Consider the following 21147-nt stretch of genomic DNA (forward strand, 5'->3'; position numbering starts at 1 on the left):
CGGCGCTAACCGAGGGGCGAACAGCCCGGCAGCCGGTGCCGTTCGTCACAGCCCCCCGGCCGGCTCTCAGCCCTCGACCCAGCCGTGCTGCTTGGCGAACTGCAGCAGCCCCTGGCGGGCTTGGAGGATGTGCGCGGCGGTGATGCCGGGCGCCGCCTCCAGCAGTACCTCGGTCACGTCCCGGAGGTACTCCCGCGAGTCGAGCACATCGCACAGCACGTCGTCGCCGTCCACGACCTGTCTGGCGGGGGACTCGGAGCGCCCCTGGAATCCGGAGCCGGAGGACGCGTTGCCGCTGCCGGGGGCGAGCTGCACAGCGGACGCCTTCAGCCCCCGGTCGCCCTGCTCGATCTCGAACCCGACCATCAGACCGGGCCTGAGGGAGGCCTCGGGGATGCGGAGGTCGTTCACATGCAGGAAGACGTCCTCGCCCCCGTGATCGGGAGCGATGAACCCGTAACCCTTGACGCCGTCGAACCGCACCACGCGACCGGTGACCATCAGAACCAACCTCTCAACGAAACCCCGGACCCAGGCCCGGGATACCCCTGCCGCGGCGGCCGGGCCCGGACCTCGTACACCACTGCGGACCCACCCCGCGACTGTCTGCGCACCACTGTGCCAGGAATCGAGGCCCCCGGACCACAGCGTGGTCCGGGGGCCGGTGTCATGCGGGTCCGCGGTCAGTGCCGCGGGGCTACTTGGTCCACTGCGACCAGTCCATGTTCCAGCCGTTGAGGCCGTTGTCCGGCTGGATCGTCTTGTCGTGGGAGTTCGTCACGACCACGACGTCACCGATGAGCGAGTGGTCGAAGAACCACGCCGCCGGGGTGCCCGGGTCGCCGCCGCCGCGCGCGTCCAGCATGCCGACGCAGCCGTGGCTGGTGTTGGTGTTGCCGAAGACGCCGGAACCGCCCCAGTAGTTGCCGTGGATGAAGGTGCCGGACGTGGACAGGCGCATCGCGTGCGGCACGTCCTTGATGTCGTACTCGCCGCCGAAGCCGACGGTGTCACCGTTCATCCGGGTCACCCGGAGCTTCTCGCTGATGACCATCTTGCCGTTGTACGTGGTGGTGGCCGGGGCGCCGGCGGAGATCGCGATGTCCTTGATCTGCTTGCCGTCGCGGACGACCTTCATCCGGTGGGTGTTCGCGTCCACGGTGCTGACCTGCCGGCGGCCGACGGTGAACGACACCGTCTTGGCCTGCTTGCCGTAGACCCCGGGGCGTCCCTCGACGCCGTCGAGGTTGAGCTTCACGGTCACCTTGGTGCCGGCGGCCCAGTAGTCCTGCGGCCGGAAGTCCAGGCGGTCGTTGCCGAACCAGTGGCCCGCGATCTCGACGGCCGGGTCCGCCGTCACCTTGATGGCCTTCTCTACGGCCTCCGGGTCGGTGATGCCCCGGGTGAAGTGGATCGAGACCGGCATGCCGACACCGACCGTGGAACCGTCCTCCGGGGTGTACTGCCCGATGAAGGTGTTCTTCGGGACCAGCGTGGTGAAGGCGGTGTCCTTGGCGGACTCGCGGCCCTTCTCGTCCTTCGCCACCGCGTGGACCTTGTACTTGGTCGCAGAGGCCAGGTGCTGGTCAGGCTCCCAGCTCGTGCCGTCCGCCGCGATCTTCCCCTCGACCTCGGCCCCCTTGGGGTCGGAGACCTTGACCGTGGAGAGCTTCCCCCGCTCGGCCGAGATCTTCAGCGCCCCGCTGGTGGCGACGGAGTCGGCACCGTCCTGCGGGGCGACCTTCACCACGGCCTGGGAGGCGCTGGTGTCACCGGCCTTCCCCCCGCCCTTGCCGGCGCCGCCCTTGCCCGCGTCCCCGCTGTCCTCGCCGCCGCATGCCGTCACCAGCAGCAGCGCGCCCAGCACCAGGGCCAGCAGTCCGGTGGACCCACGTCCGCGCCGCCCGCTGTCCGCCCCGACCGATGTCCCCGATATCGGCTGCCCGTTCAATGTGGTCGTCTCCCCTCGCACGGCCTGGCCCCGCCAAGGCCGGCCCTGGGAGCTCGCAAGCTCCCGCCCCCGCGCGCTGCATATGCGCGCTCAGCGAAAGATAATCACACCGACTGCGGGCAGCTCTCCCCCGGAATGTCACCGTTCCGTCCCAACTCGTAGAGGACTTCCCCTGGTCGGAGGCGCTGCCCGCGCGAGGGGCTGTACGGGGTGGCGGCCCGGCCCGGAGGGCTCCGGGACGGGCCGGCGGGGCTCAGCGCACGGCGGAACCCGCCTTCCACTGCTTCCAGTTCAGGTTCCAGCCGCTCAGCCCGTTGTCAGGGGCCACCTGCTTGTCCTTGGAGTTGACGACCTCGACGACGTCACCGATGAGGGTCCGGTCGAAGAACCAGCCGGCCGGGGTGGACCCGCTGCCGCCCTGCTCGTCACGGAGACCGATGCAGCCGTGGCTGACGTTGGTCGAACCGAAGATGTCGTCGTCGGACCAGTAGTTGCCGTGCAGGAAGGTGCCGGACTCGGTGAGCCGGATCGCGTGCGGTACGTCCTTGATGTCGTACTCACCGCCGAAGCCGACGGTCCGCCCGTCCATCCGGGTCACCTCGTGCATCTCGCTGACCACCATCTTGCCGTTGTACGTGGTCGTCGTCGGGGAGCCCGCCGTGATCGGGACCGTGGAGACGATCTGCCCGTCCCGGCGCACCTGCATGGTGTGCGCGGCCGAGTCCACCCGGGACATCTGCTCCCGGCCCACGGTGAAGCGGATGGTCTTGCGCTGGCTGCCGTACGCCTGCGGCGCCCCCTCCACATCACGCAGCCCCACCTCGACGGTGACCTCGGTGCCCGGCTCCCAGTACGCGGCCGGCCGGAAGTCGAGCCGGTCGGCGCCGAACCAGTGCCCGGCCACCTCGACCGGCGGATCACTGGTCACCCGGATGGCCCGCTGCACGGCCGCCTTGCGGGTGATCGGCCGGTTGAACTCGTAGGAGACGATCATGCCGGTGCCGACCGTGGACCGGTTCTCCGGCTTGAAGTAGCCGATGAACCGGTGCTCGGGCACCACCGTGGTGAAGGTGGTGTGACGGGCAGAGCGGTGCCCCGCGCCGTCCACGGCCACCGCGTCGACACTGTACTTGGCGGCGAGCCCGAGCCGGCCCGCCGCGCCCTGCGGCGTCCACGAGAGGCCGTCCTTCGCGATCAGGCCCCTCACCTCCTCCCGCTGCGCGTCCTCGATCCGGGTCACCTTGACGCTCTCCAGCCGCCCGTCCGGGACCCTCACCTCGACCTCGGCGTCCGCCTTCACGTCCTCTGCCCGGTCCTGCGGGGTGATCCGGATCGCCTCCTGCGGCGACCGGGGTTTCCCGCCGATGATCGAACCGGCGCCCGAACAGCCGGTCAGAACAACCAGTACGGCCAGTACGACGAGCAGTCCCGGCCGTCTCAGCACGGTGGCCTGTCTCGCGCCTGCCTTCTTCGCTACGTGGTTCACGTCCCCCCAACGACGGGGGCCGCCGGAGGGAAACGTGAGTGCGGGGCCACTCGTGGGCAGAACAGAGGGGACGACCACACTCGGGGAGCCGCGGCCGGGACGCCGCGCGCTCCTTTCGGTGCCGGTCCCCCAAGAGCCGCGGGAGGCGAGCGGGTGTCGAGCGCAGCCGAGCAGGAGACAGTGCCGAAGACGGGTGCGGGACCGGCGGACCGGGCGGTGGAGCAGCCCGAGGCCGCCCCCGGCCGGCGGGTACCCGCGGTGTGGCCCGGTACGCCGATGCCCCTCGGAGCCCGCTTCCGGGTGGGGCCCGACGGGGTCGCGGGTACCAACTTCGCACTCTGGGCGGGCGGGGCGGAGGCCGTGGAGCTGTGCCTCTTCGAGGAGGACGGCACCGAGACCCGGCTGCCGCTGACCGAGCTGACCCACGAGATCTGGCACGGCTTCGTCCCCGGTGTGCGGGCCGGTCAGCGCTACGGCTACCGGGTGCACGGCCGCTGGGACCCGTGGACGGGCGCCCGCTGGAACGCGGCGAAGCTGCTCCTCGATCCGTACGCACGGGCCGTGGACGGCGATTTCACCCTTCCGGCCGAGGTGTACGGCCATGTGAGGGACTGGCCCGAGCAGCAGGTCGCCGACACCGTCCGCGACGAACGGGACTCCGCCCCGTACGTCCCCAAGGGGGTGGTCGTCCACGATGACGACGACTGGGCCGAGGACCGGCGGCCCAAGACGCCCTGGGCCGACTCCGTCATCTACGAACTGCATGTGCGCGGCTTCACCGAGCGCCACCCCGGCATCCCCGAGGAGCTGCGCGGCACCTACGCCGGACTCGCGCACCCCGCGGCGATCGGCCATCTGAAGCACCTCGGGGTGACGGCGGTGGAGCTGCTGCCGGTGCACCAGTTCGCCCATGAGGACCATCTGCTGCGGCGCGGGCTGCACAACTACTGGGGCTACAACTCGATCGGCTACTTCGCCCCTCACGCCGGCTACTCCGCGAGCGGCACCGCGGGCCAGCAGGTCGGCGAGTTCAAGCGGATGGTCCGCGCGATGCACGACGCCGGGATCGAGGTGATCCTCGACGTGGTCTACAACCACACGGCGGAGGCGGGCGAGCTGGGCCCGATGCTGTCACTGCGCGGCATCGACAACCGCGGCTACTACCGGCTCCAGTCCGACGCCCGCAGATACGCGGACTACACGGGCTGCGGCAACACCCTGCACGTGGTGCAGCCGAACGTGCTGCGGCTGATCACCGACTCGCTGCGGTACTGGGTCACCGAGATGGGCGTGGACGGATTCCGCTTCGACCTGGCGGCGGCGCTCGCCCGCTCGATGCACGACGTCGACATGCTCTCCCCGTTCCTCGCGGTGATCGCCCAGGACCCGGTGCTGCGCCGGGTGAAACTGATCGCGGAGCCGTGGGACGTGGGCAACGGCGGATACCAGGTCGGCGCCTTCCCGCCGCTGTGGACCGAGTGGAACGACCGCTACCGCGACGCCGTGCGGGACTTCTGGCGCGGCGCGCTGCCCGACGTACGCGATCTCGGCTACCGGCTGACCGGATCGAGCGACCTGTACGCGTGGGGCGGACGCCGCCCGTACGCCTCGGTCAACTTCGTCACCGCGCACGACGGCTTCACCCTGCGCGACCTGGTGAGCTACGAGCACAAGCACAACGAGGCCAACGGCGAGGGCAACCGCGACGGCACCTCCGACAACCGGTCCTGGAACTGCGGCGCAGAGGGCGAGAGCGGCAACCCTCAGGTCAACGCGTTGCGCCTGCGCCAGCTGCGCAACCTCCTCACCACCCTGCTGCTGTCGACCGGGGTGCCGATGCTGGTCGCGGGCGACGAGATGGGCCGCACCCAGGGCGGCAACAACAACGCCTACTGCCAGGACAACGAGATCAGCTGGGTCGACTGGTCGCTGCTGGAGCAGCCGCGGTGGCGCGCGCTGACCGAGCTGACGGCCCGGGTGCTGGCGCTGCGCCACACCCATCCGGTGCTGCGCCGCCGCGCCTTCTTCTCCGGCCGGCCGCAGGCCCCGGACGGGCTGCGGGACCTGGCGTGGTTCACCCGGCAGGGGGCCGAGATGACGGAGCAGGACTGGTACGCCCCGGCCGCGACGGTCGGGCTCTACCTCTCCGGCCGCGACATCCCGGGCCGGGACGCCCGGGGCGGGCAGGTGACCGACGACAGCTTCCTCGCGGTGCTGCACGCCGGTGACCGCCCGGTGGACTTCCGGCTGCCGGGGGCGCCGTGGGCGCGGGACTACGAACTGGTCCTGGACACCGCGCGCGAGGACCAGTCCACCGCACCGGGCACGGTCCACCGGGGCGACGCGGCCCTCACGGTGCCCGCGCGATCGGTCCTGCTGCTGCGGGTACGGGAGTGAGCCCGGCGCTCAGCCCAGGATCCCCCGGTCGTACGCGACGGCGACGGCCGCGGCGCGGTCCTTGGCGCCCAGCTTGGCGAAGACATGGGTGAGATGGGTCTTCACCGTGGCCTCGCTGATGAACAGCACGGCGGCGATCTCCCGGTTCGACGTCCCCCTGGCGACGAGTTCGAGCACTTCGCGCTCCCGCGCGGAGAGCGTCTCGCCGCCGGACGCGGCGGGCGCGCACCCGTGAGATGAGCCGGGAGGCGATGGCGGGCGACAGGACGGTGCGGCCGTCGGCGGCGGCGCGCACCGCGGTGAACAGCTCCTCGCGCGGGGCGTCCTTGAGCAGGTATCCGGTCGCACCGGCCTCGATCGCGGGCAGGGTGTCGGAGTCGGTGTCGTACGTGGTGAGGACCAGGACCCTGGAGCGGGCGCCGCGCCGGGTCAGTTCCGTGATCGCCGCGACTCCGCCGCCGCCGGGCATCCGGAGGTCCGTCAGGACGACGTCGGGGTCGAGCCGGACGGCCATCTCGACGCCTTCGACGCCGTCGGCCGCCTCACCGAGCACCTCGAACTCCGGCGCGGACGCGAACATGCCGCGCAGTCCGTCCCGTACGACGGGGTGGTCGTCGACAACGATCAGCGTGATGACGCGCGCGGGTTCCTCAGCCATAGCGGCCCACCGTACTGTGCCCGCGGGCGGTGCGGTCGCTCAGTCGTCGCGGACCAGCGGGACCCGGGCGCAGACCGCGGTGCCGAGGCCGGGGCCCGTCTCCACCTCGACCGTGCCCGCGATGCGTTCGGCGCGGGCCCGCATGCCGCCGAGCCCGAACCCGCCGGCGCCCCGGTACGGCTCCAGCGCGTCCGGGTCGAAGCCCCGGCCGTCGTCCCGGACGTCGAGGGTGATCTCGTCGCCCATGTAGGACAGGGTGACGCCGGTCCGGGAGGCGGCGGCGTGGCGGCCGGCGTTGGCGAGGGCCTCCTCGGCGATCCGGAGCAGGGTGGCGCCGACCTCGTCGTGCAGCGGCTCCGCCGTACCGGTGACGGTGAACTCGGCGCGGACACCGGTCCGCTCCGACCAGGCGGTGACCGTCTTCTTCAGGGCGCCGGGCAGATCGTCGTGCTCCAGCGCGGCCGGCACCAGATTGTGCACCGAGCGGCGCGCCTCGCCCAGGCTGTGCCGGGCCAGCGCGGTGGCCCGCAGGAGGTGTTCGCCGGCCAGCTCCGGATCGGTGGCCGCCGCCGACGTCACGGCCTGGAGCTGGGCGATGATTCCGGTCAGCCCCTGGGCGATGGTGTCGTGGATCTCGGCGGCCATCCGGCCGCGCTCGTCGGCCACCCCCGCCTCACGGGCCTGGACGAGGAGCTGGGCGTGCAGTCCGGCGTTCTCCGCCATGGCCTGTTCGAGCCGGGCGTTGGCGGACTCCAGTGCGGCGATGGTCTCGTCCTGGGTACGGGACTGCTCCGCCTCCCGGCTGCCGATCTGGGCGAAGACCATGGTGAGGGTCCCGTGCAGGGCGAAGAGGATGACGAAGGCGACCCAGTTCATGAGGCTGACCGGCGGCAGGCCGCCGCCGGACTGCGAGCCCGCCATGATGGCGGCGGTAACCAGCAGCCCGGCCCGCATACCCCGTTCCGGGAGCAGCCGCGCCGCGTCGAAGTAGCCGAGCACGACGAAGATGGCGAAGAACGGGTTGCACCAGGTCAGTGCGGAGGCCAGCAGCGTGCGGACGGCGAAGTAGGACTGCGCCGCCCGCGAACCCGCCGCCGCCCGCGTCCGTCCCCACCAGAGCTGGAGGACGAGGGCCAGCGGGACGAGGGCCGAGACGGCGTACACGTCCTGCCGGGACATGATGAGGTCACTGGTGACGGCCGAGACCGCGGTGGCCAGGGCGAGCAGTCCGTACGGCCCGTACCGGAAGAACCGTTCCCACCACTGCTCGGCCGTCGGCGCCCCGGTCACCGCTTCGCTCTCACCCGCGTACATGGCTGAAGTGTCCCCGATCCGCTACTCCCACCGGAACGTGCGGATCGCGACCACCGCCACCGCCGCGGCCCACAGCACCATCACCCCGAGGCAGGCCCAGCTCGGCCAGGCTCCGGAGGCCGCCCGGTCCAGCGTCTGGGAGGCCGCGCCGAACGGGGTGACCTGGACGATGCGGCGGAGGGTGGAGGGCATGGCCTGCACCGGCACCCAGACGCCCGCGGTGAACATCATCGGGAAGAAGACGACCGAGCCGATGGCGGCGGAGATCTTGGTGGTGCGGGAGACCGCGCAGACCAGCGAGCCCAGGGCCAGCACGCAGGCGACGGCCAGCAGCAACGCCAGCAGGTAGCCGAAGGGCTGTCCGGGCAGCCGCACCCCGAACGCGATCCGTCCGACGGCCATCACCAGCACGGCGGAGACGAGCCCCGCGACACCGTGCAGGACGATCTGCGCGCCGAGCAGGGCGGCGGGCCGCACCGGGGTGGTGGACATCCGGCGCAGGATGCCGCGCTCGCGGTAGCCGGTCAGTACGGGCGGCATCGCCTGGAGCCCGGCCATGATCATGGCGAGCAGCACCGCCACGGGGACGTAGAGGTCGATCACGCGCCGGCCGCCGAGTCCGTCGTCGTGCTCCCGGAACGACGGGATCAGTCCCAGGACCGTCATCAGGACGGTCGGGAAGACCAGGATCCAGAAGAGGCTGCCGGGTTCGCGCAGGAAGAGCCGGGTCTCGGATCTGAGGACCGCGAACGAGGCGCCGGAGGCGGTGGCGCGGGGGGTGCGTAGGGGGGCGGTGTGCGAAGCAGCCATCTCAGACTCCCCGTTCCGTGAGGTCGTGGCCGTCGGCCGGGCCGGTGTGCTCGGTGAGGTCGAGGAACGCGTCGTCCAGGGTGGCTTCCGAGACGCGCAGTTGGTGCGCGGTGATCCGGAGCCGGGCCAGTAGCGAGATCACCGCGTTGACGGTCTCGTCGGTGCCGTTGATGACGATCCGGCCGCCCCGGTTCTCGTACGAGGCGGCGCCGGGCAGCCGGGCCAGTTCGTCGTCGTCGAGCGGCTGCGAGGGCGTGAAGGAGATGACCGTGGAGCTGCCGGCCTTGGCGATCAGCCCGGAGGGGGTGTCGAGGGCGGCGATCCGGCCCTTGTCGATCACCGCGATCCGGTCGCAGAGCCGCTGGGCCTCCGCCATGAAGTGGGTGACGAGCAGTACCGTGACGCCGCTGTCCCGTACCTCCTCGATCAGCTTCCAGGTGTCGCGCCGGGCGCGCGGGTCGAGGCCGGTGGTCAGCTCGTCGAGGACCACGACCCGGGGACTGCCGACGAGGGCGAGCGCGATGGACAGCCGCTGCTTCTGGCCGCCGGAGAGCCGGCCGAACCGGGTGGTGAGCTTGGTGTGCAGGCCGAGGCGTTCGGCCAGTGACCGCCAGTCGGCGGGGTCCGGGTAGAACGCGCTGTAGAGCTCAAGCGCCTCGCCCACCGTGATCTTGGGCTGGAGTTCGCTCTCCTGGAGCTGGGCGCCGAGCAGCAGCGTCACCCGGTCGTGGTCGGCGACGGGGTCGAGCCCGGCGACGCGGACCGTACCGGAGTCGGGGACCCGCAGTCCCTCGACGCATTCGACGGTGGTGGTCTTCCCGGCGCCGTTGGGGCCAAGGATCCCGAAGATCTCCCCCTCCTCGACGGTGAAACCCACCCCGTCCACCGCGGGGCGTCCGGCGTAGGCCTTGCGCACCCCGGCCACTTCGATGATTGCCATGCCACGAGCATCCCGGCCCCGGCCCGCGCGCTCCATCCGCCATCACGCTCGAACCGGCATCAGCCGATCGGCTGATGCCGCACTACGACCGTCGTACGGTCCGTCAGGCGCCGGCGTCGGCAGTGGCGGCCCCGGCGGCGGTCCCGGTCTCCTCGCTCCCCGACAGCCGTGCCTCCAGGCGTGCCACGGCCAGCCGTTCGGCCTCCCTGCGTACCGAGGTGAGCCTTGCGTCGGCCAGCAGCATCGGCACCATCCACAGCAGCCCCCAGGGACCGAACCCGTGGACCACTCCGGTGGTCCGGAGCAGCAGACTCGTCAGCGCCGAGAGCGCGAACGACACCGCCCACGCCTCCGCGCGGTGCCGGGCGGCCCAGCGCAGCGGGCCGTTCCCCGGCCCGGAGAGCGCTTCGAGTGTGTCGGCGAGAACGGCGGCCCGCCGGTCGTCGGGCCGGGCCGCGGCGGCCGCCAGTGCTTCGGCCCGCGCCTCCTCCGGTCTCCGGCCTCTGAGGGCTTCGGCGATCTCGTCGCTCTGGGTCTCAAGCGCCTGCCGCCTCACCGCGCCCTCGGCCGCCGACATCCGCAGGTCCTCCCAGTAGCCGCGGGCGGCCCAGCGGTGGGCGGCCCGCAGCTGGGCGTTCTCCGGGGAGTCGGGGGCGAGTTCTTCGAGGCGCCGGGTCAGCTCCACGGCACGGGCGGCCCGGCCCGGGTACTCGAACGAGTCGCTGCGCAGGCACAGCTCGGCGTACCCGGCCAGCAGACCGGGGTGGTCCGCGTCCAGGGCCAGGCCCTTCCTGAACGCCCGTTCGGCCTCGGTGTCGTGGTCGTCGTCGTCCTCCGAGGCGTGGGCCACGGCCAGCCAGCAGTACAGGTCGGCGTGCGGACCCGCCTCGTCGAGCCCCTGGGCGGCGGTGCGCCGCACCCCTGCGAGGCCTCCCGCCAGAAAGAGCTGCTCACAGCGTTCGCTGTAGCCGTCGGCCGTCGTCATGTGTTCTGCCCCCGATGGTCCCGGACCCGGCTGCGCGGATTCCGCGACCGGCCGCCCCTCCCCCGGGGCTGACCAAATATCGACGGCCGCGGTCACGGCGTCAAGCGGGCTCCTGACCGGAAAACCAGGTGAGCGATGTCAGTGGTGAACCGTAGGCTCGCGCCTGATGCCCGAAGAACATGTAGAGCCCAAAGACCGGTCCACCGCTCGCTCCCTGATGCGGCTGTGGCCGTACGTGAAGCCGGTGCGGGCCCGGCTCGCGTCCGCCGTCCTGATCGCCGTCGTCGCCTCGTGCCTGGGGCTGGTGATCCCGCTCGTGCTGAAGTGGATGGTCGACGGCCCGGTCGCCGGCCGGGACCCGGGCGGTGTCTGGCTCGGGGCGCTGTACCTGCTGCTGCTCGGCATCGCGGAGGCGTTCCTGTTCGGCCTCCGGCGCTGGGTGGTGGCGCGTCCGCTGGCCGGCGTCGAGGCGTCGATGCGGGCCGCCCTGTACCGGCATCTGCAGCGGCTGCCGGTGGCCTTCCACGACCGGTGGCCGTCGGGCCAGCTGCTGTCGCGCGGGACCACGGACCTGATGCTGGTGCGGATGTTCCTGGCCTTCCCGCTGACCTATCTGGTGGTCAACTCCACCACCATCGTGGTCGGGTTCGTGATTCTGCTCGGCCAGGAGTGGACGCTCGGCCTGGTGCTGCTGGCCCCCGTCGTACCGCTGATGATCGTCTGCTCGGTCTTCGAGGCGAAGTACTCGCTGGTGGCGCGCAGCGCCCAGGACCAGGTCGGGGACCTGACGACGGTGGTCGAGGAGAGCGTGCTCGGCATCCGGATCGTGAAGGGCTTCGGCCGGCACCGCAGCCAGGCGCTGGCCTTCCGCGCCCTCGCGCAGCGGCTGCGGGCCACGGAGCTGGACAAGGCGCGGCTGCTAGCGGGCATCTGGGCCCTCATCACGACGATCCCCGAACTGGCCATCGGGGCGGCGCTGGTGCTCGGCACGATCGAGGTGGCGGACGGCGGTCTGTCGGCGGGCACGCTGGTCGCCTTCCTCTCCACGGCGCTCGCGCTGCGCTGGCCGGTCGAGTCGATCGGCTTCCTGCTGGCGATGTGCCAGGAGTCGGCGTCGGCGACCGACCGGTTCTTCGAGGTGATGGACGTGGCCGAGGAGAAAAAGACCGCGACGCACCGCGCGGCGGGCCCGTCCGGTGCGGGCGGCATGGTCTTCGAGGGGGTCCGGTTCCGTTACCCGGACGCGGCGCCCGACTCCCCTCCGGTGCTGGACCGGATCGATCTGCGGATCCGGCCCGGCGAGACGATGGCCCTGGTCGGGGCCACCGGCGGCGGCAAGACCACGCTCACCGCGCTGGTGCCCCGGCTGCACGACGCCACGTCGGGGCGGATCACCCTGGACGGCGAGGACATCACCGCGATGCCGCGCGAGCGGCTGCGGGAGCTGGTGTCCGTGGCGTTCGAGGAGCCGACGCTCTTCTCCGCGAGCGTCGCGGAGAACGTCCTGATGGGCGCGGAGGGCGCCGGCGAGGACGAGCTGCGGCGGGCGCTCTCGGTCGCGCAGGCCGACTTCGTCCACGACCTTCCGCACGGGACCGGCACCCAGGTCGGTGAACAGGGGCTGAGCCTGTCCGGCGGTCAGCGCCAGCGCCTCGCGCTGGCCCGCGCCGTCGTCGGCCGGCCGCGCTTCCTGGTGCTCGACGACCCGCTCTCCGCGCTGGACGTGCACACGGAGACGCTGGTCGAGGCGGCGCTGCGCAGTGTGCTCAAGGAGACCACGGCGGTGGTGGTGGCCCACCGGCCGTCCACCGTGATGCTCGCGGACCGGGTGGCGCTCCTGTCGGAGGGCCGGATCAGCGCGGTCGGCACCCACCAGGAACTGCTGCGCGGCAACGCCGAGTACGCCTGGCTGATGTCCGGCGCGGACCTCCCGGACGGCGAGGACGCGTTCCCTCCGGCCCCCGCGCCCACCACCGACACCCTGGGCGTGTACGCCCCTGCCGAGGAGGGCAGCAGCCGATGACCAGCACCACGACGGGGCGCCCCACGGAGGACGGCGACGACGAGAGGGCCGCGCCGGCCCCGGCCCCCAGGGACTCCTTCGACCGCGACGACCTGCCCACTCCCCGGGGCGCGACGCGCGAACTGCTCCTGTCGCTGCTCCGCCCGCACCGCGCCAGGGTCGTGGTGGCCGCGCTGTTCCTGCTGGTCCAGCAGATCGCGGTGCAGGCGGGTCCGCTGCTCGTCGCGTACGCCATCGACAGCGGGGTGCCCGCGTTCCGGGACGAGGACTACGGGCCGCTGATCGCCGTGGGCCTCGGCTACGCCCTCTGCGCGGCCGGTGCGGGAGCCATGCAGTACGCGTTCATCAGGGCCTCCGCCGGGGTCAACCAGGACGCCCTGCTCGATCTGCGCGGCCGGATCTTCCGCCATGCCCAGGCGCTGAGCGTGGACTTCCACGAGCGGTACACCTCCGGCCGGCTGATCTCCCGTTCCACCACCGATGTGGAGTCGCTGCGGGAGCTGCTCAGCGAGGGACTCCAGGAGCTGATCGGGGTCGTCCTCTCGTTCGTCTCCATCTCCCTGATGCTGCTCTGGCTGGATCTCGCGACGGGCGCCGTCGCCGTGCTCTCCTTCGCCCCGCTGTACCTGCTGGTGCGGCAGTACCAGCGCCGGGCCGGAGTCATCTTCGCCGCCCGGTCGACGGCGATCGCCGCGGTCATCGTGAAGTTCGCCGAGACGATGAACGGCATCCGGCCCGTCCAGGCGTTCCGCCGGGAGCCGGTCAACGACGCGGTGTTCCAGGAGCTGAATTACGAGCACCGGCGCACCAACGCAGCCGCGATGATCGAGAACGCGCGTTATGTCGTCGGGTCCCGGCTGATCGCCAACACCGCGGTGGCCGCCATCGTGCTGTGGGGCGCCTACCGCGTCGCCTCCGGCACCCTGGCCCTCGGGGTGCTGGCCGCGGTGGTGCTGTATCTGCGGCGGCTGTACGACCCGATCGACCGGCTCAGCATGTTCCTGAACTCCTACCAGTCGGCCGCCGCCTCACTGGCGAAGATCGCGGGCCTGCTGGCCCAGACCCCGACGGTCCCGGAGGCGCTGGAACCCCGCGAGCTGCCGCCGCTCAAGGGCGAACTGCCGGGCCGCGAGGTGGTCTTCGACGCGGTGAGCTTCGCCTACCGCACGGGCGGCGAGGTGCTGCCCCGTTTCGACCTGACCGTTCCGGCCGGCCAGACGCTGGCCGTGGTCGGTTCGACGGGCGCCGGCAAGTCGACGCTCGCCAAGCTGCTGGCCCGCTTCTACGACCCGACCGGGGGCCGGGTGCTGCTGGACGGGACCGACCTGCGGGATCTCGCCGTCCCCGAGCTGCGGCGCGGGGTGGTGATGGTCACCCAGGAGGCGTTCCTGTTCTCTGGGACCGTCGCGGAGAACATCGCGATCGGCAGCCCGGACGCGACCCGCGAGGAGATCGAGCGGGCCGCGAAGGCGATCGGCGCCCACGAGTTCATCAGCGGCCTGCCCGACGGCTACGACACCGACGTACGCAAGAGGGGCGGCCGGATCTCGGCCGGCCAGCGCCAGCTGGTCGCCTTCGCCCGCGCCCTGCTGGCGAACCCGGCGGTGCTGATCCTCGACGAGGCGACCAGCTCCCTCGACATCCCGGGCGAACGCGCGGTGCAGCGGGCGATGGACACCGTGCTGCACGGCCGCACCGCGGTGGTGATCGCCCACCGGCTGTCGACCGTGGAGATCGCGGACCGGGTCCTGGTGATGGAGCACGGCCGCATCGTGGAGGACGGCGCCCCCGGCGAACTCATCGGCGGCACAGGCCGGTTCGCGGGGCTGCACCGGGTATGGCGGGAGAGCCTGGTCTGAGCAGCGCGGTGCGCGGCTGAGACCACCGGTGCCGGACGTGATCAGCACGGACCGGTCCGCGGTGGGCCGGCACCGGGCCTGTCGTCAAACTGTCGTCAGGCCCTAGGTGTACTGACCCGTGAGGTTGGGGACGCGGCTGGCGGGTGGTTTGCCTGCGAGCGCGGTGTGTCCGCGGTGGTGATTGTAGGAGTGGAGCCAGTAGGGGAAGGCGTCGCGTCGTTCCTGTTCTGATCGGTAGGGCTTTGCGTAGGCCCATTCGTCGAGCAGGGTGCGGTTGAGGCGTTCGACCTTGCCGTTGGTCTGTGGCCGGTAGGGCCGGGTTCGCTTGTGGGTGATCCCGGCCGCCGTCAGGGTCTCGCACCAGAGGTAGGACTTGCAGCAGGCGCCGTTGTCGGTCAGGACCCGTTCGACGGTGATCCCGGCGCCGGCGAAGTAGGCGTGTGCCCGTGTCCAGAAGGCGGTGGCGGTTTCCTTCTTCTCGTTGGCGTGGATCTCGCTGTAGGCGAGGCGGGAGTGGTCGTCGACGGCGGTGTGGATGTAGCTGTAGCCGGCCCCGGAGCGGGTCTTGCGGCCTGCCTGGCGGCCCAGGGCCTTGTGGCCGCCGCCGTCGGGGATGTTGCCGAGCTTCTTGATGTCCACGTGCACGAGTTCACCGGGGCGGTCGCGTTCGTAGCGGCGTATGACGCGGCCGGTGGCCCGGTCGAGATGGGTCAGGCGGGCCAGGCCGAAGCGGGTCAGGACGCGATGCACGGTCGAGGGCACCAGGCCCAGCAGATGGGCGATGCGGCCAGGGCCCCACCGGCGAAGGACACGGACCTTGATGATCCGGCGTTCGGTGCGCGTCGGGGTCCTGCGTGGGCAGTGGTCCGGACGGGAGGAGAGGTCCGCCATCCCGGCCTCGCCCAGGGCCCGGTAGCGGCCGGCCCACCGCTGAGCGGTGGTCGGGGAGACCTGGAAACGTTCCGCGGCCCGGCGAAGCGGCCAGCCGTCCTCGACCACACAGCGGGCCAGCCGCAGCCGTCCGGTCTCGGTCAGGGGTGCATTACGGTGGGGCACGAGGGCCTTTCTGGTCGGTGTAGACGTCGCAATCCACACCGAACCCGGAAGGCCCTCATTCGTTCAAGATCATGAAGCCGAGACCTGCATCACCGTCCACAACCTCCCTGGACAGAACACCTAGGGTCTGTCTTCAAACTGCCGTCGTTGCCCGAAGGGCGGCCGGGCGGCGTCAGGTGCTTCCCCAAGCTCTCGGCTTCGTTCGAGCAGGGGAGACCCCATTTCTCGGCGTGCCGGCCCCAGGCCCCTGTACTGGACGTACTGGGGCCTGGGGCCGGTGCGGCGAGAGTGCGTGCATGGCGTCGCCCGGCAGACGGCAGTTTGAAGACAGGCCCTAGGACACACGGGTCCCTGGTGCGGATGCACCAGGGCGGAACGGTGGCGCGGGACGATGCCCGGCGCGGCGGCCGGAGGGAAGTGTGGGAGGCGCGCGAATCCCGCGTACTCCCCTTGCCCAGCCGTGTCTGGAGTGATCAACACGTGACGACCATTCTTCGCCGGATCGACCGGTGGACCGTCCGGCGGCGCCCCTCGACGGACGCGCCACGCCTTTCGCCGGCAGGCGCCGGCAGAACGGCGATCGTCGCCCTCGGCATCCTGGCACTCGCCCTCGGCGCCCTGCAGTCCGTGGTGGAACCCGCACTCCCCCTGTTGCAGGGCGAGTTGGGCATCGGCCCTGGCGAAGGGGCCTTGATCGGCAACACATTACTCATCACGGGCGCGGTCATCACGCCCGTCGCAGGCAAGCTCGGTGACCGCTACGGCGGAAAGAGGGTGCTGGTCCGGCTGATGGCCGTGGTCTCGGCCGGTGGCCTGCTGGCCGCCCTGGCGCCGAACCTGCCGGTGCTGCTGCTCGGTCAGGTGCTCCAGGGCGTCATGGTGGGTGCGCTGCCCCTCTCGTTCATCCTGGTGCGCAAACATCTCCCGGCGGGAACGTCTCAGGCGGCCATCGGGCTGGTCGTCGCGCTGTTCACGGGCGGTGGCATGGTGGGGACGCTGATGGCCGGGCCCATCGCCGCAGGACTGTCCTGGCACTGGATGTTCGCGCTGCCGACGATCGTGATCATCGCGGCAACGGCGGTCGTGGCCCGGCTGCTGCCGCCTGATCCGCCGATGCCGTCGGTCGGCAGGATCGACTGGCCCGGACTGCTTCTGCTGAGCGGCACGCTGCTCGCGTTCATGCTCGGGCTGGTGAGGGTGACGAGCACCGGTCTGTCGCCCGGGGTCGGTGCCCTCGCGGTGGCCGTGGCCGCCCTCGCGAGCGGGTGGGTCGTCATCGAGCGCCGGGCGGTCGCACCGATGGTCGATCTCCGCATGCTGGCCGAGCCGGCCAAGTGGAACGCGTGCGCGCTCACCTTCGTCATCACCGTCGGTTCGGGAATGGTGATCTTTCTGCTCCCGCAGCTGTTCGCGGTACCGGGCGACGGGTACGGCTTCGGAGTCGGCACCACCGGCATCGGGCTGTTCCTGCTGCCCGGCGCCGTCGCCGGGGCGTTGAGCGACTCCGTCGGCGGAATCGCGGCGCGGCGTTTCGGTCCGCGTGCCGTGGTCGTCGTGGGCACCGTCGTCACGGCCGCCACCATGATCGCCCTGGTCCCGCTGCACACCTCGGCATGGCAGCTCGTCCTCGCGAAGGTGCTGACCGCGTTCGCCGCGGGCGTCGGTACCACGGCGTTGCTCGCCGGTACCGCCACCGCCGTCGAGACCGGGGACATCGGCATCGCCACCGGCCTGCTCGTGGTGACACGGGTGATCGGCGTCGCCCTGGGCGCCCAGATCGGCGGTGCGGTCCTCGCCTCCGGGACCGACCCGCTGACGGGGCTGCCGGCCGAATCGGCGTTCGTCACAGGTTTCGCCGTCGCCGGCCTCGTGGCCGCGTTGTCACTGCTCGTTGTCCGTATCACGAAGATCCGTATCACGAAGAGGGGAGTCCGGGCATGACACCCGACGGCCGGTCGATGGACGTACGCACCACCGCGAAGCGCAGGGTCCTGATCTCCGGGGCCAGTATCGCCGGACCGGCTCTGGCGTACTGGCTGCACCGGGCCGGATGCGCGGTCACCGTGGTGGAGAAGGCGCGCACACCGCGCGGCGGCGGATACCCGGTCGACATCCGAGGCACCGCGACAGAAGTGGTCCGGCGGATGGGGATACTGCCTCGGCTGCGGGAGGCGCACATCGACTCGCGTCGCTGTACCTTCCTCGACGCCGATGGCGGCGAGGTGGCCTCGGTCGTCCCGAGCTCCCTTGCCGGCGGGGTCGAGGGACAGGACCTGGAGGTGCGTCGTGGGGACCTGGCCGAGATCCTCCACGCGACCGTCCGCGACGACGTGGAATTCCTGTTCGACGACTCCATCGGCACCCTCGACCAGTCCGGACAGGGGGTCGACATCACCTTCCGCAGTGGGCGGCAGCGCACGTTCGATCTGGTGGTCGGCGCCGACGGAATGCACTCGCGCACCCGGGAGTCCCTGTTCGGCCCCGAACACCGGTTCTCCCGCTATCTCGGCTACTGCTTCGCCCTCTTCACCATGGCGAACACCCTCGGGCTCTCCCACGAGGTCATGATGTGGAACACCCCGGGGAAGGCCGCGGCCCTCTACGCCGTCGGGGACAGCGACGAACTGCACGCCTTCCTGACCTTCCACCGGCCGGAACCGCCGTTCGACGCGCTCCGCGACCCCGACGCCCAGCGGGAACTGGTCACCACGGTCTTCGCCGGCGCGGGGTGGGAGGTCCCCGCCATGGTCAACGCGATGCGCGACGCGGATGACCTGTTCTTCGACACCGCCGGTCAGATCCGCATGCCCCGCTGGTCCAGCGGCCGCGTCGGGCTCGTCGGCGACGCCGCGTACGCACCGTCGTTCCTCACCGGCCAAGGGTCGAGCGTCGCGCTGGCCGGTGCCTACATGCTCGCCGGCGCCCTGGCCACGCACCGGGACCACACCGCGGCCTTCGCCTCCTACGAACGCGGCCTCCGCGGGTTCGTCACCATGAACCAGGCGCTCGTCGACAACGGCGCGGCAACCCTCTTCCCCGCCACGGAGCGGGCCCTGGAGCAGCGCAACACCATGCTGCGCGGTCTCGTCACCCTGCCCGCCGCACCGGCCCGGCCGGCCCACTCGGCCCTGGTACTCCCCGCGTTCGCCCCGCCGCCGTGAGCTGCCGGGCCGGCCGCCCGCGCCTCAGGACACCGGGCTTTCGGACGGGAGTGGATGACGCGGAACGAGCCACAGTTCGAAGCCGTCTCGACAGGTGGTCACTTCCCGGTTCTTCACAGTCTTTTCGAACACGACGACTTCGAGCCGGGCCTCGGCGTCCTCTTCGAATTCGGGCTCCAGAGGACTCCGGACGGCATCGCGGTGATGGTCGGTGAAACGTCCGCTTAACGAACATGACTTTTACGGCAACGGACGAATTCCGGCCATCTTGTTGACGCGGTCCTGACAGCAACACCCTTCTGCTGACACTGTTCACCCCGTTCTGCGCACTGCCTGCTCTGCCCGGACGGCTCACTCAGCCGCCGGTACCCCCCTTGCAGAAGGAGTCCGCGTGAGATCCACGCCCAGCCGTCGTACCACCGCGACCGGCGCTCTGATAGCCGCAGCAGCTCTTCTGGCCGCCGGAGTCCAGACCGGCACGGCCACCGCGACACCGGCCGGCGACACCAGCGCCGCCGCCATCACCGCCGCGGCGTCCGCGGGCGCCGACCACGGCGCGCTGCCCAAGCAACTCTCCCCCTCCCAGCGCGCGGAGCTCATCCGCGAGGCGAACACGGGCAAGGCGGCCACCGCCAAGGATCTCGGTCTCGGCTCGCAGGAGAAGCTCGTCGTCCGGGACGTGATCCAGGACAACGACGGCACCACGCACACCCGTTACGAGCGCACCTTCGGCGGGCTCCCGGTGCTCGGCGGGGACCTGATCGTCGAGGCGTCGAAGACGGGCGCGACCCAGAGCGTCACCAAGGCGTCCAAGGCGACCACCGCCCAGCTGAAGGCCGTGGACACGACCGCGAAGGTCGCCCCTGCGGCGGCCGAGAAGCAGGCGCTCGGTGCGGCGAAGGCCGACGGCTCGGCGAAGACCGCCACCGAGAAGGCGCCCCGCAAGGTCGTCTGGATGGCGAGCGGCACCCCGCAGCTCGCCTACGAGACCGTGGTCGGCGGGCTCCAGGACGACGGCACTCCCAACGCGCTGCACGTCGTCACGGACGCGACCACCGGCGCGAAGCTCTACGAGTGGCAGGCCATCGAGAAGGGCACCGGCAACACCGAGTACAGCGGGCAGGTCACCCTCAACACCTCGGGGTCCTACAACCTGACCGACACCACCCGTGGCAACCACAAGACGTACAACCTGAACCACGGTTCGTCCGGTACGGGCACCCTCTTCTCCGGCTCGGACGACATCTGGGGTGACGGCACCCCCCAGAACGCCGAGACCGCCGCGGCCGACGCGCACTACGGTGCGGCCGAGACGTGGGACTACTACAAGAACGTCCATGGCCGGACAGGCATCCGGGGTGACGGCGTCGGTGCGTACTCCCGCGTCCACTACGGCAACAGCTACGTCAACGCCTTCTGGGACGACAGCTGCTTCTGCATGACATACGGCGACGGCAGCGGGAACGCCTCGCCGCTGACCGCGCTGGACGTGGCCGCGCACGAGATGACGCACGGCGTCACCTCGAACACCGCGGACCTGAACTACAGCGGGGAGTCCGGCGGCCTCAACGAGGCGACCAGCGACATCTTCGCCACCGCCGTCGAGTTCTACTCCAACAACGCCAGCGACAAGGGCGACTACCTCATCGGCGAGAAGATCGACATCAACGGCGACGGCACGCCGCTGCGCTACCAGGACAAGCCGAGCAGGGACGGCGCGTCCAAGGACGCCTGGTACTCGGGCATCGGCAACGTCGACGTCCACTACTCGTCGGGCCCGGCCAACCACTTCTTCTACCTGCTCTCGGAGGGCAGCGGCGCCAAGACCATCAACGGCGTCTCGTACGACTCCCCGACCTCCGACGGCCTGCCGGTGACCGGCATCGGCCGCGACAAGGCCGCGCTGATCTGGTTCAAGGCGCTCACCACCAAGTTCAGCTCCACCACGAACTACGCGGGTGCCCGTACAGGCACGCTCGCCGCGGCCGGTGAGCTGTACGGCACGACCAGCGCCGAGTACAAGGCCGTGGCCGACGCCTGGGCCGGCATCAACGTGGGCTCGCGTCCCGGCGGCGGCACCGACCCCGGCGGCACGGTCTTCGAGAACACCACCGCCACGGCCATCCCGGACCAGGGTTCGGCCGTCACCAGCTCGGTCAACGTCACCGGCCGTACCGGCAACGCCCCGAGCGCCCTCAAGGTCGGCGTGGACATCACCCACACCTACCGCGGTGACCTGGTCATCGACCTCGTCGCCCCGGACGGCACGGCCTACCGGCTGAAAAACTCCTCCTCCAGCGACTCGGCGGACAACGTCGAGACCGAGTACACGGTCGACGCCTCCTCCGAGGTGGCGAACGGTACCTGGAAGCTGAAGGTCCAGGACGTCTACTCGGGCGACACCGGGAAGATCAACAGCTTCAGGCTCACCTTCTGAAACCAGCGGCACCGCATGGGCCGTAACTGACGCGGCATCCCGCCCGGGAGGAGAACGAACTCCTTCCGGG

General features: G+C 71.2%; 15 protein-coding genes and 1 pseudogene. 7 read left to right on the forward strand and 9 right to left on the reverse strand.

The features are described 5' to 3' along the window. Nucleotides 1–66: 66 nt before the first annotated feature. The 3 genes from RLT59_RS10210 to RLT59_RS10220 all read right to left on the reverse strand — a co-directional run bounded on the left by RLT59_RS10210 (nucleotide 67) and on the right by RLT59_RS10220 (nucleotide 3437). Nucleotides 67–501 carry a cold-shock protein gene (locus RLT59_RS10210; protein ID WP_311303110.1) on the reverse strand — a complete coding sequence of 145 codons (435 nt, stop codon included), beginning with the start codon at nucleotides 499–501 and terminating at the stop codon, nucleotides 67–69. 196 nt (nucleotides 502–697) lie between these two features. Then, entirely contained in the window at nucleotides 698–1951 is a 1254-nt protein-coding gene (locus RLT59_RS10215; RefSeq protein WP_311303111.1) for a L,D-transpeptidase, read from the reverse strand. A gap of 253 nt (nucleotides 1952–2204) precedes the next feature. Next, nucleotides 2205–3437 (reverse strand): L,D-transpeptidase, encoded by a 1233-nt coding sequence (locus RLT59_RS10220; RefSeq protein ID WP_311303112.1) that lies wholly within the window; start codon nucleotides 3435–3437, stop codon nucleotides 2205–2207. Nucleotides 3438–3590: 153 nt separating this feature from the next. On the opposite strand from RLT59_RS10220, the gene glgX reads away from it, so the two are divergent. Continuing rightward, nucleotides 3591–5834, forward strand: a complete 2244-nt coding sequence (gene glgX / locus RLT59_RS10225) for a glycogen debranching protein GlgX (RefSeq protein ID WP_311303113.1) — start codon at nucleotides 3591–3593, stop codon at nucleotides 5832–5834. Nucleotides 5835–5843: 9 nt separating this feature from the next. On the opposite strand, the pseudogene RLT59_RS10230 reads toward glgX, so the two are convergent. The 5 genes and pseudogenes from RLT59_RS10230 to RLT59_RS10250 all read right to left on the reverse strand — a co-directional run bounded on the left by RLT59_RS10230 (nucleotide 5844) and on the right by RLT59_RS10250 (nucleotide 10541). Next, nucleotides 5844–6492, reverse strand: a pseudogene (locus RLT59_RS10230) (response regulator). 39 nt (nucleotides 6493–6531) lie between these two features. Then, the gene (locus RLT59_RS10235; RefSeq protein ID WP_311303114.1) at nucleotides 6532–7806 is read right to left on the reverse strand and encodes a sensor histidine kinase; all 1275 of its coding nucleotides are present in this window, start codon (nucleotides 7804–7806) and stop codon (nucleotides 6532–6534) included. Between the two features lie 21 nt (nucleotides 7807–7827). Then, nucleotides 7828–8616: an ABC transporter permease gene (locus RLT59_RS10240; RefSeq protein WP_311303115.1), complete on the reverse strand. Its 789-nt coding sequence runs from the start codon at nucleotides 8614–8616 to the stop codon at nucleotides 7828–7830. A gap of 1 nt (nucleotide 8617) precedes the next feature. Next, complete coding sequence (locus tag RLT59_RS10245) at nucleotides 8618–9556, reverse strand: ABC transporter ATP-binding protein (RefSeq protein ID WP_311303116.1); 939 nt, start codon at nucleotides 9554–9556, stop codon at nucleotides 8618–8620. 103 nt (nucleotides 9557–9659) lie between these two features. Next, the gene (locus RLT59_RS10250) at nucleotides 9660–10541 is read right to left on the reverse strand and encodes a tetratricopeptide repeat protein (RefSeq protein ID WP_311303117.1); all 882 of its coding nucleotides are present in this window, start codon (nucleotides 10539–10541) and stop codon (nucleotides 9660–9662) included. Between the two features lie 166 nt (nucleotides 10542–10707). Here RLT59_RS10250 and RLT59_RS10255 point away from each other — a divergent pair, with 166 nt between their 5' ends. Together RLT59_RS10255 and RLT59_RS10260 are read left to right on the forward strand one after the other, a co-directional pair. Beyond that, complete coding sequence (locus RLT59_RS10255; RefSeq protein WP_311303118.1) at nucleotides 10708–12564, forward strand: ABC transporter ATP-binding protein; 1857 nt, start codon at nucleotides 10708–10710, stop codon at nucleotides 12562–12564. Then, on the forward strand, nucleotides 12561–14423 hold the full coding sequence (locus RLT59_RS10260; protein ID WP_311303119.1) for an ABC transporter ATP-binding protein: 1863 nt from the start codon (nucleotides 12561–12563) through the stop codon (nucleotides 14421–14423). The genes RLT59_RS10255 and RLT59_RS10260 overlap by 4 nt, the downstream gene beginning before the upstream one ends. A gap of 102 nt (nucleotides 14424–14525) precedes the next feature. On the opposite strand, the gene RLT59_RS10265 is transcribed toward RLT59_RS10260, so the two are convergent. Then, the gene (locus RLT59_RS10265; RefSeq protein ID WP_311303120.1) at nucleotides 14526–15479 is read right to left on the reverse strand and encodes an IS481 family transposase; all 954 of its coding nucleotides are present in this window, start codon (nucleotides 15477–15479) and stop codon (nucleotides 14526–14528) included. Nucleotides 15480–16058: 579 nt separating this feature from the next. Between RLT59_RS10265 and RLT59_RS10270 the strand changes: the two genes are divergently transcribed. From RLT59_RS10270 to RLT59_RS10285, 4 genes are all read left to right on the forward strand, one after another. Continuing rightward, complete coding sequence (locus tag RLT59_RS10270; RefSeq protein WP_311307672.1) at nucleotides 16059–17420, forward strand: MFS transporter; 1362 nt, start codon at nucleotides 16059–16061, stop codon at nucleotides 17418–17420. Then, nucleotides 17417–18640 carry an FAD-dependent monooxygenase gene (locus RLT59_RS10275; RefSeq protein WP_311303121.1) on the forward strand — a complete coding sequence of 408 codons (1224 nt, stop codon included), beginning with the start codon at nucleotides 17417–17419 and terminating at the stop codon, nucleotides 18638–18640. The genes RLT59_RS10270 and RLT59_RS10275 overlap by 4 nt, the downstream gene beginning before the upstream one ends. Before the next feature lie 54 nt (nucleotides 18641–18694). Further along, complete coding sequence (locus RLT59_RS10280) at nucleotides 18695–18868, forward strand: hypothetical protein (RefSeq protein ID WP_311303122.1); 174 nt, start codon at nucleotides 18695–18697, stop codon at nucleotides 18866–18868. A 163-nt stretch (nucleotides 18869–19031) separates the two neighbouring features. Then, nucleotides 19032–21077: a M4 family metallopeptidase gene (locus RLT59_RS10285; RefSeq protein WP_311303123.1), complete on the forward strand. Its 2046-nt coding sequence runs from the start codon at nucleotides 19032–19034 to the stop codon at nucleotides 21075–21077. Nucleotides 21078–21147: the final 70 nt, after the last annotated feature.

The organism is Streptomyces sp. ITFR-6, assembly GCF_031844725.1.
In the GTDB taxonomy this organism is placed as follows: domain Bacteria; phylum Actinomycetota; class Actinomycetes; order Streptomycetales; family Streptomycetaceae; genus Streptomyces.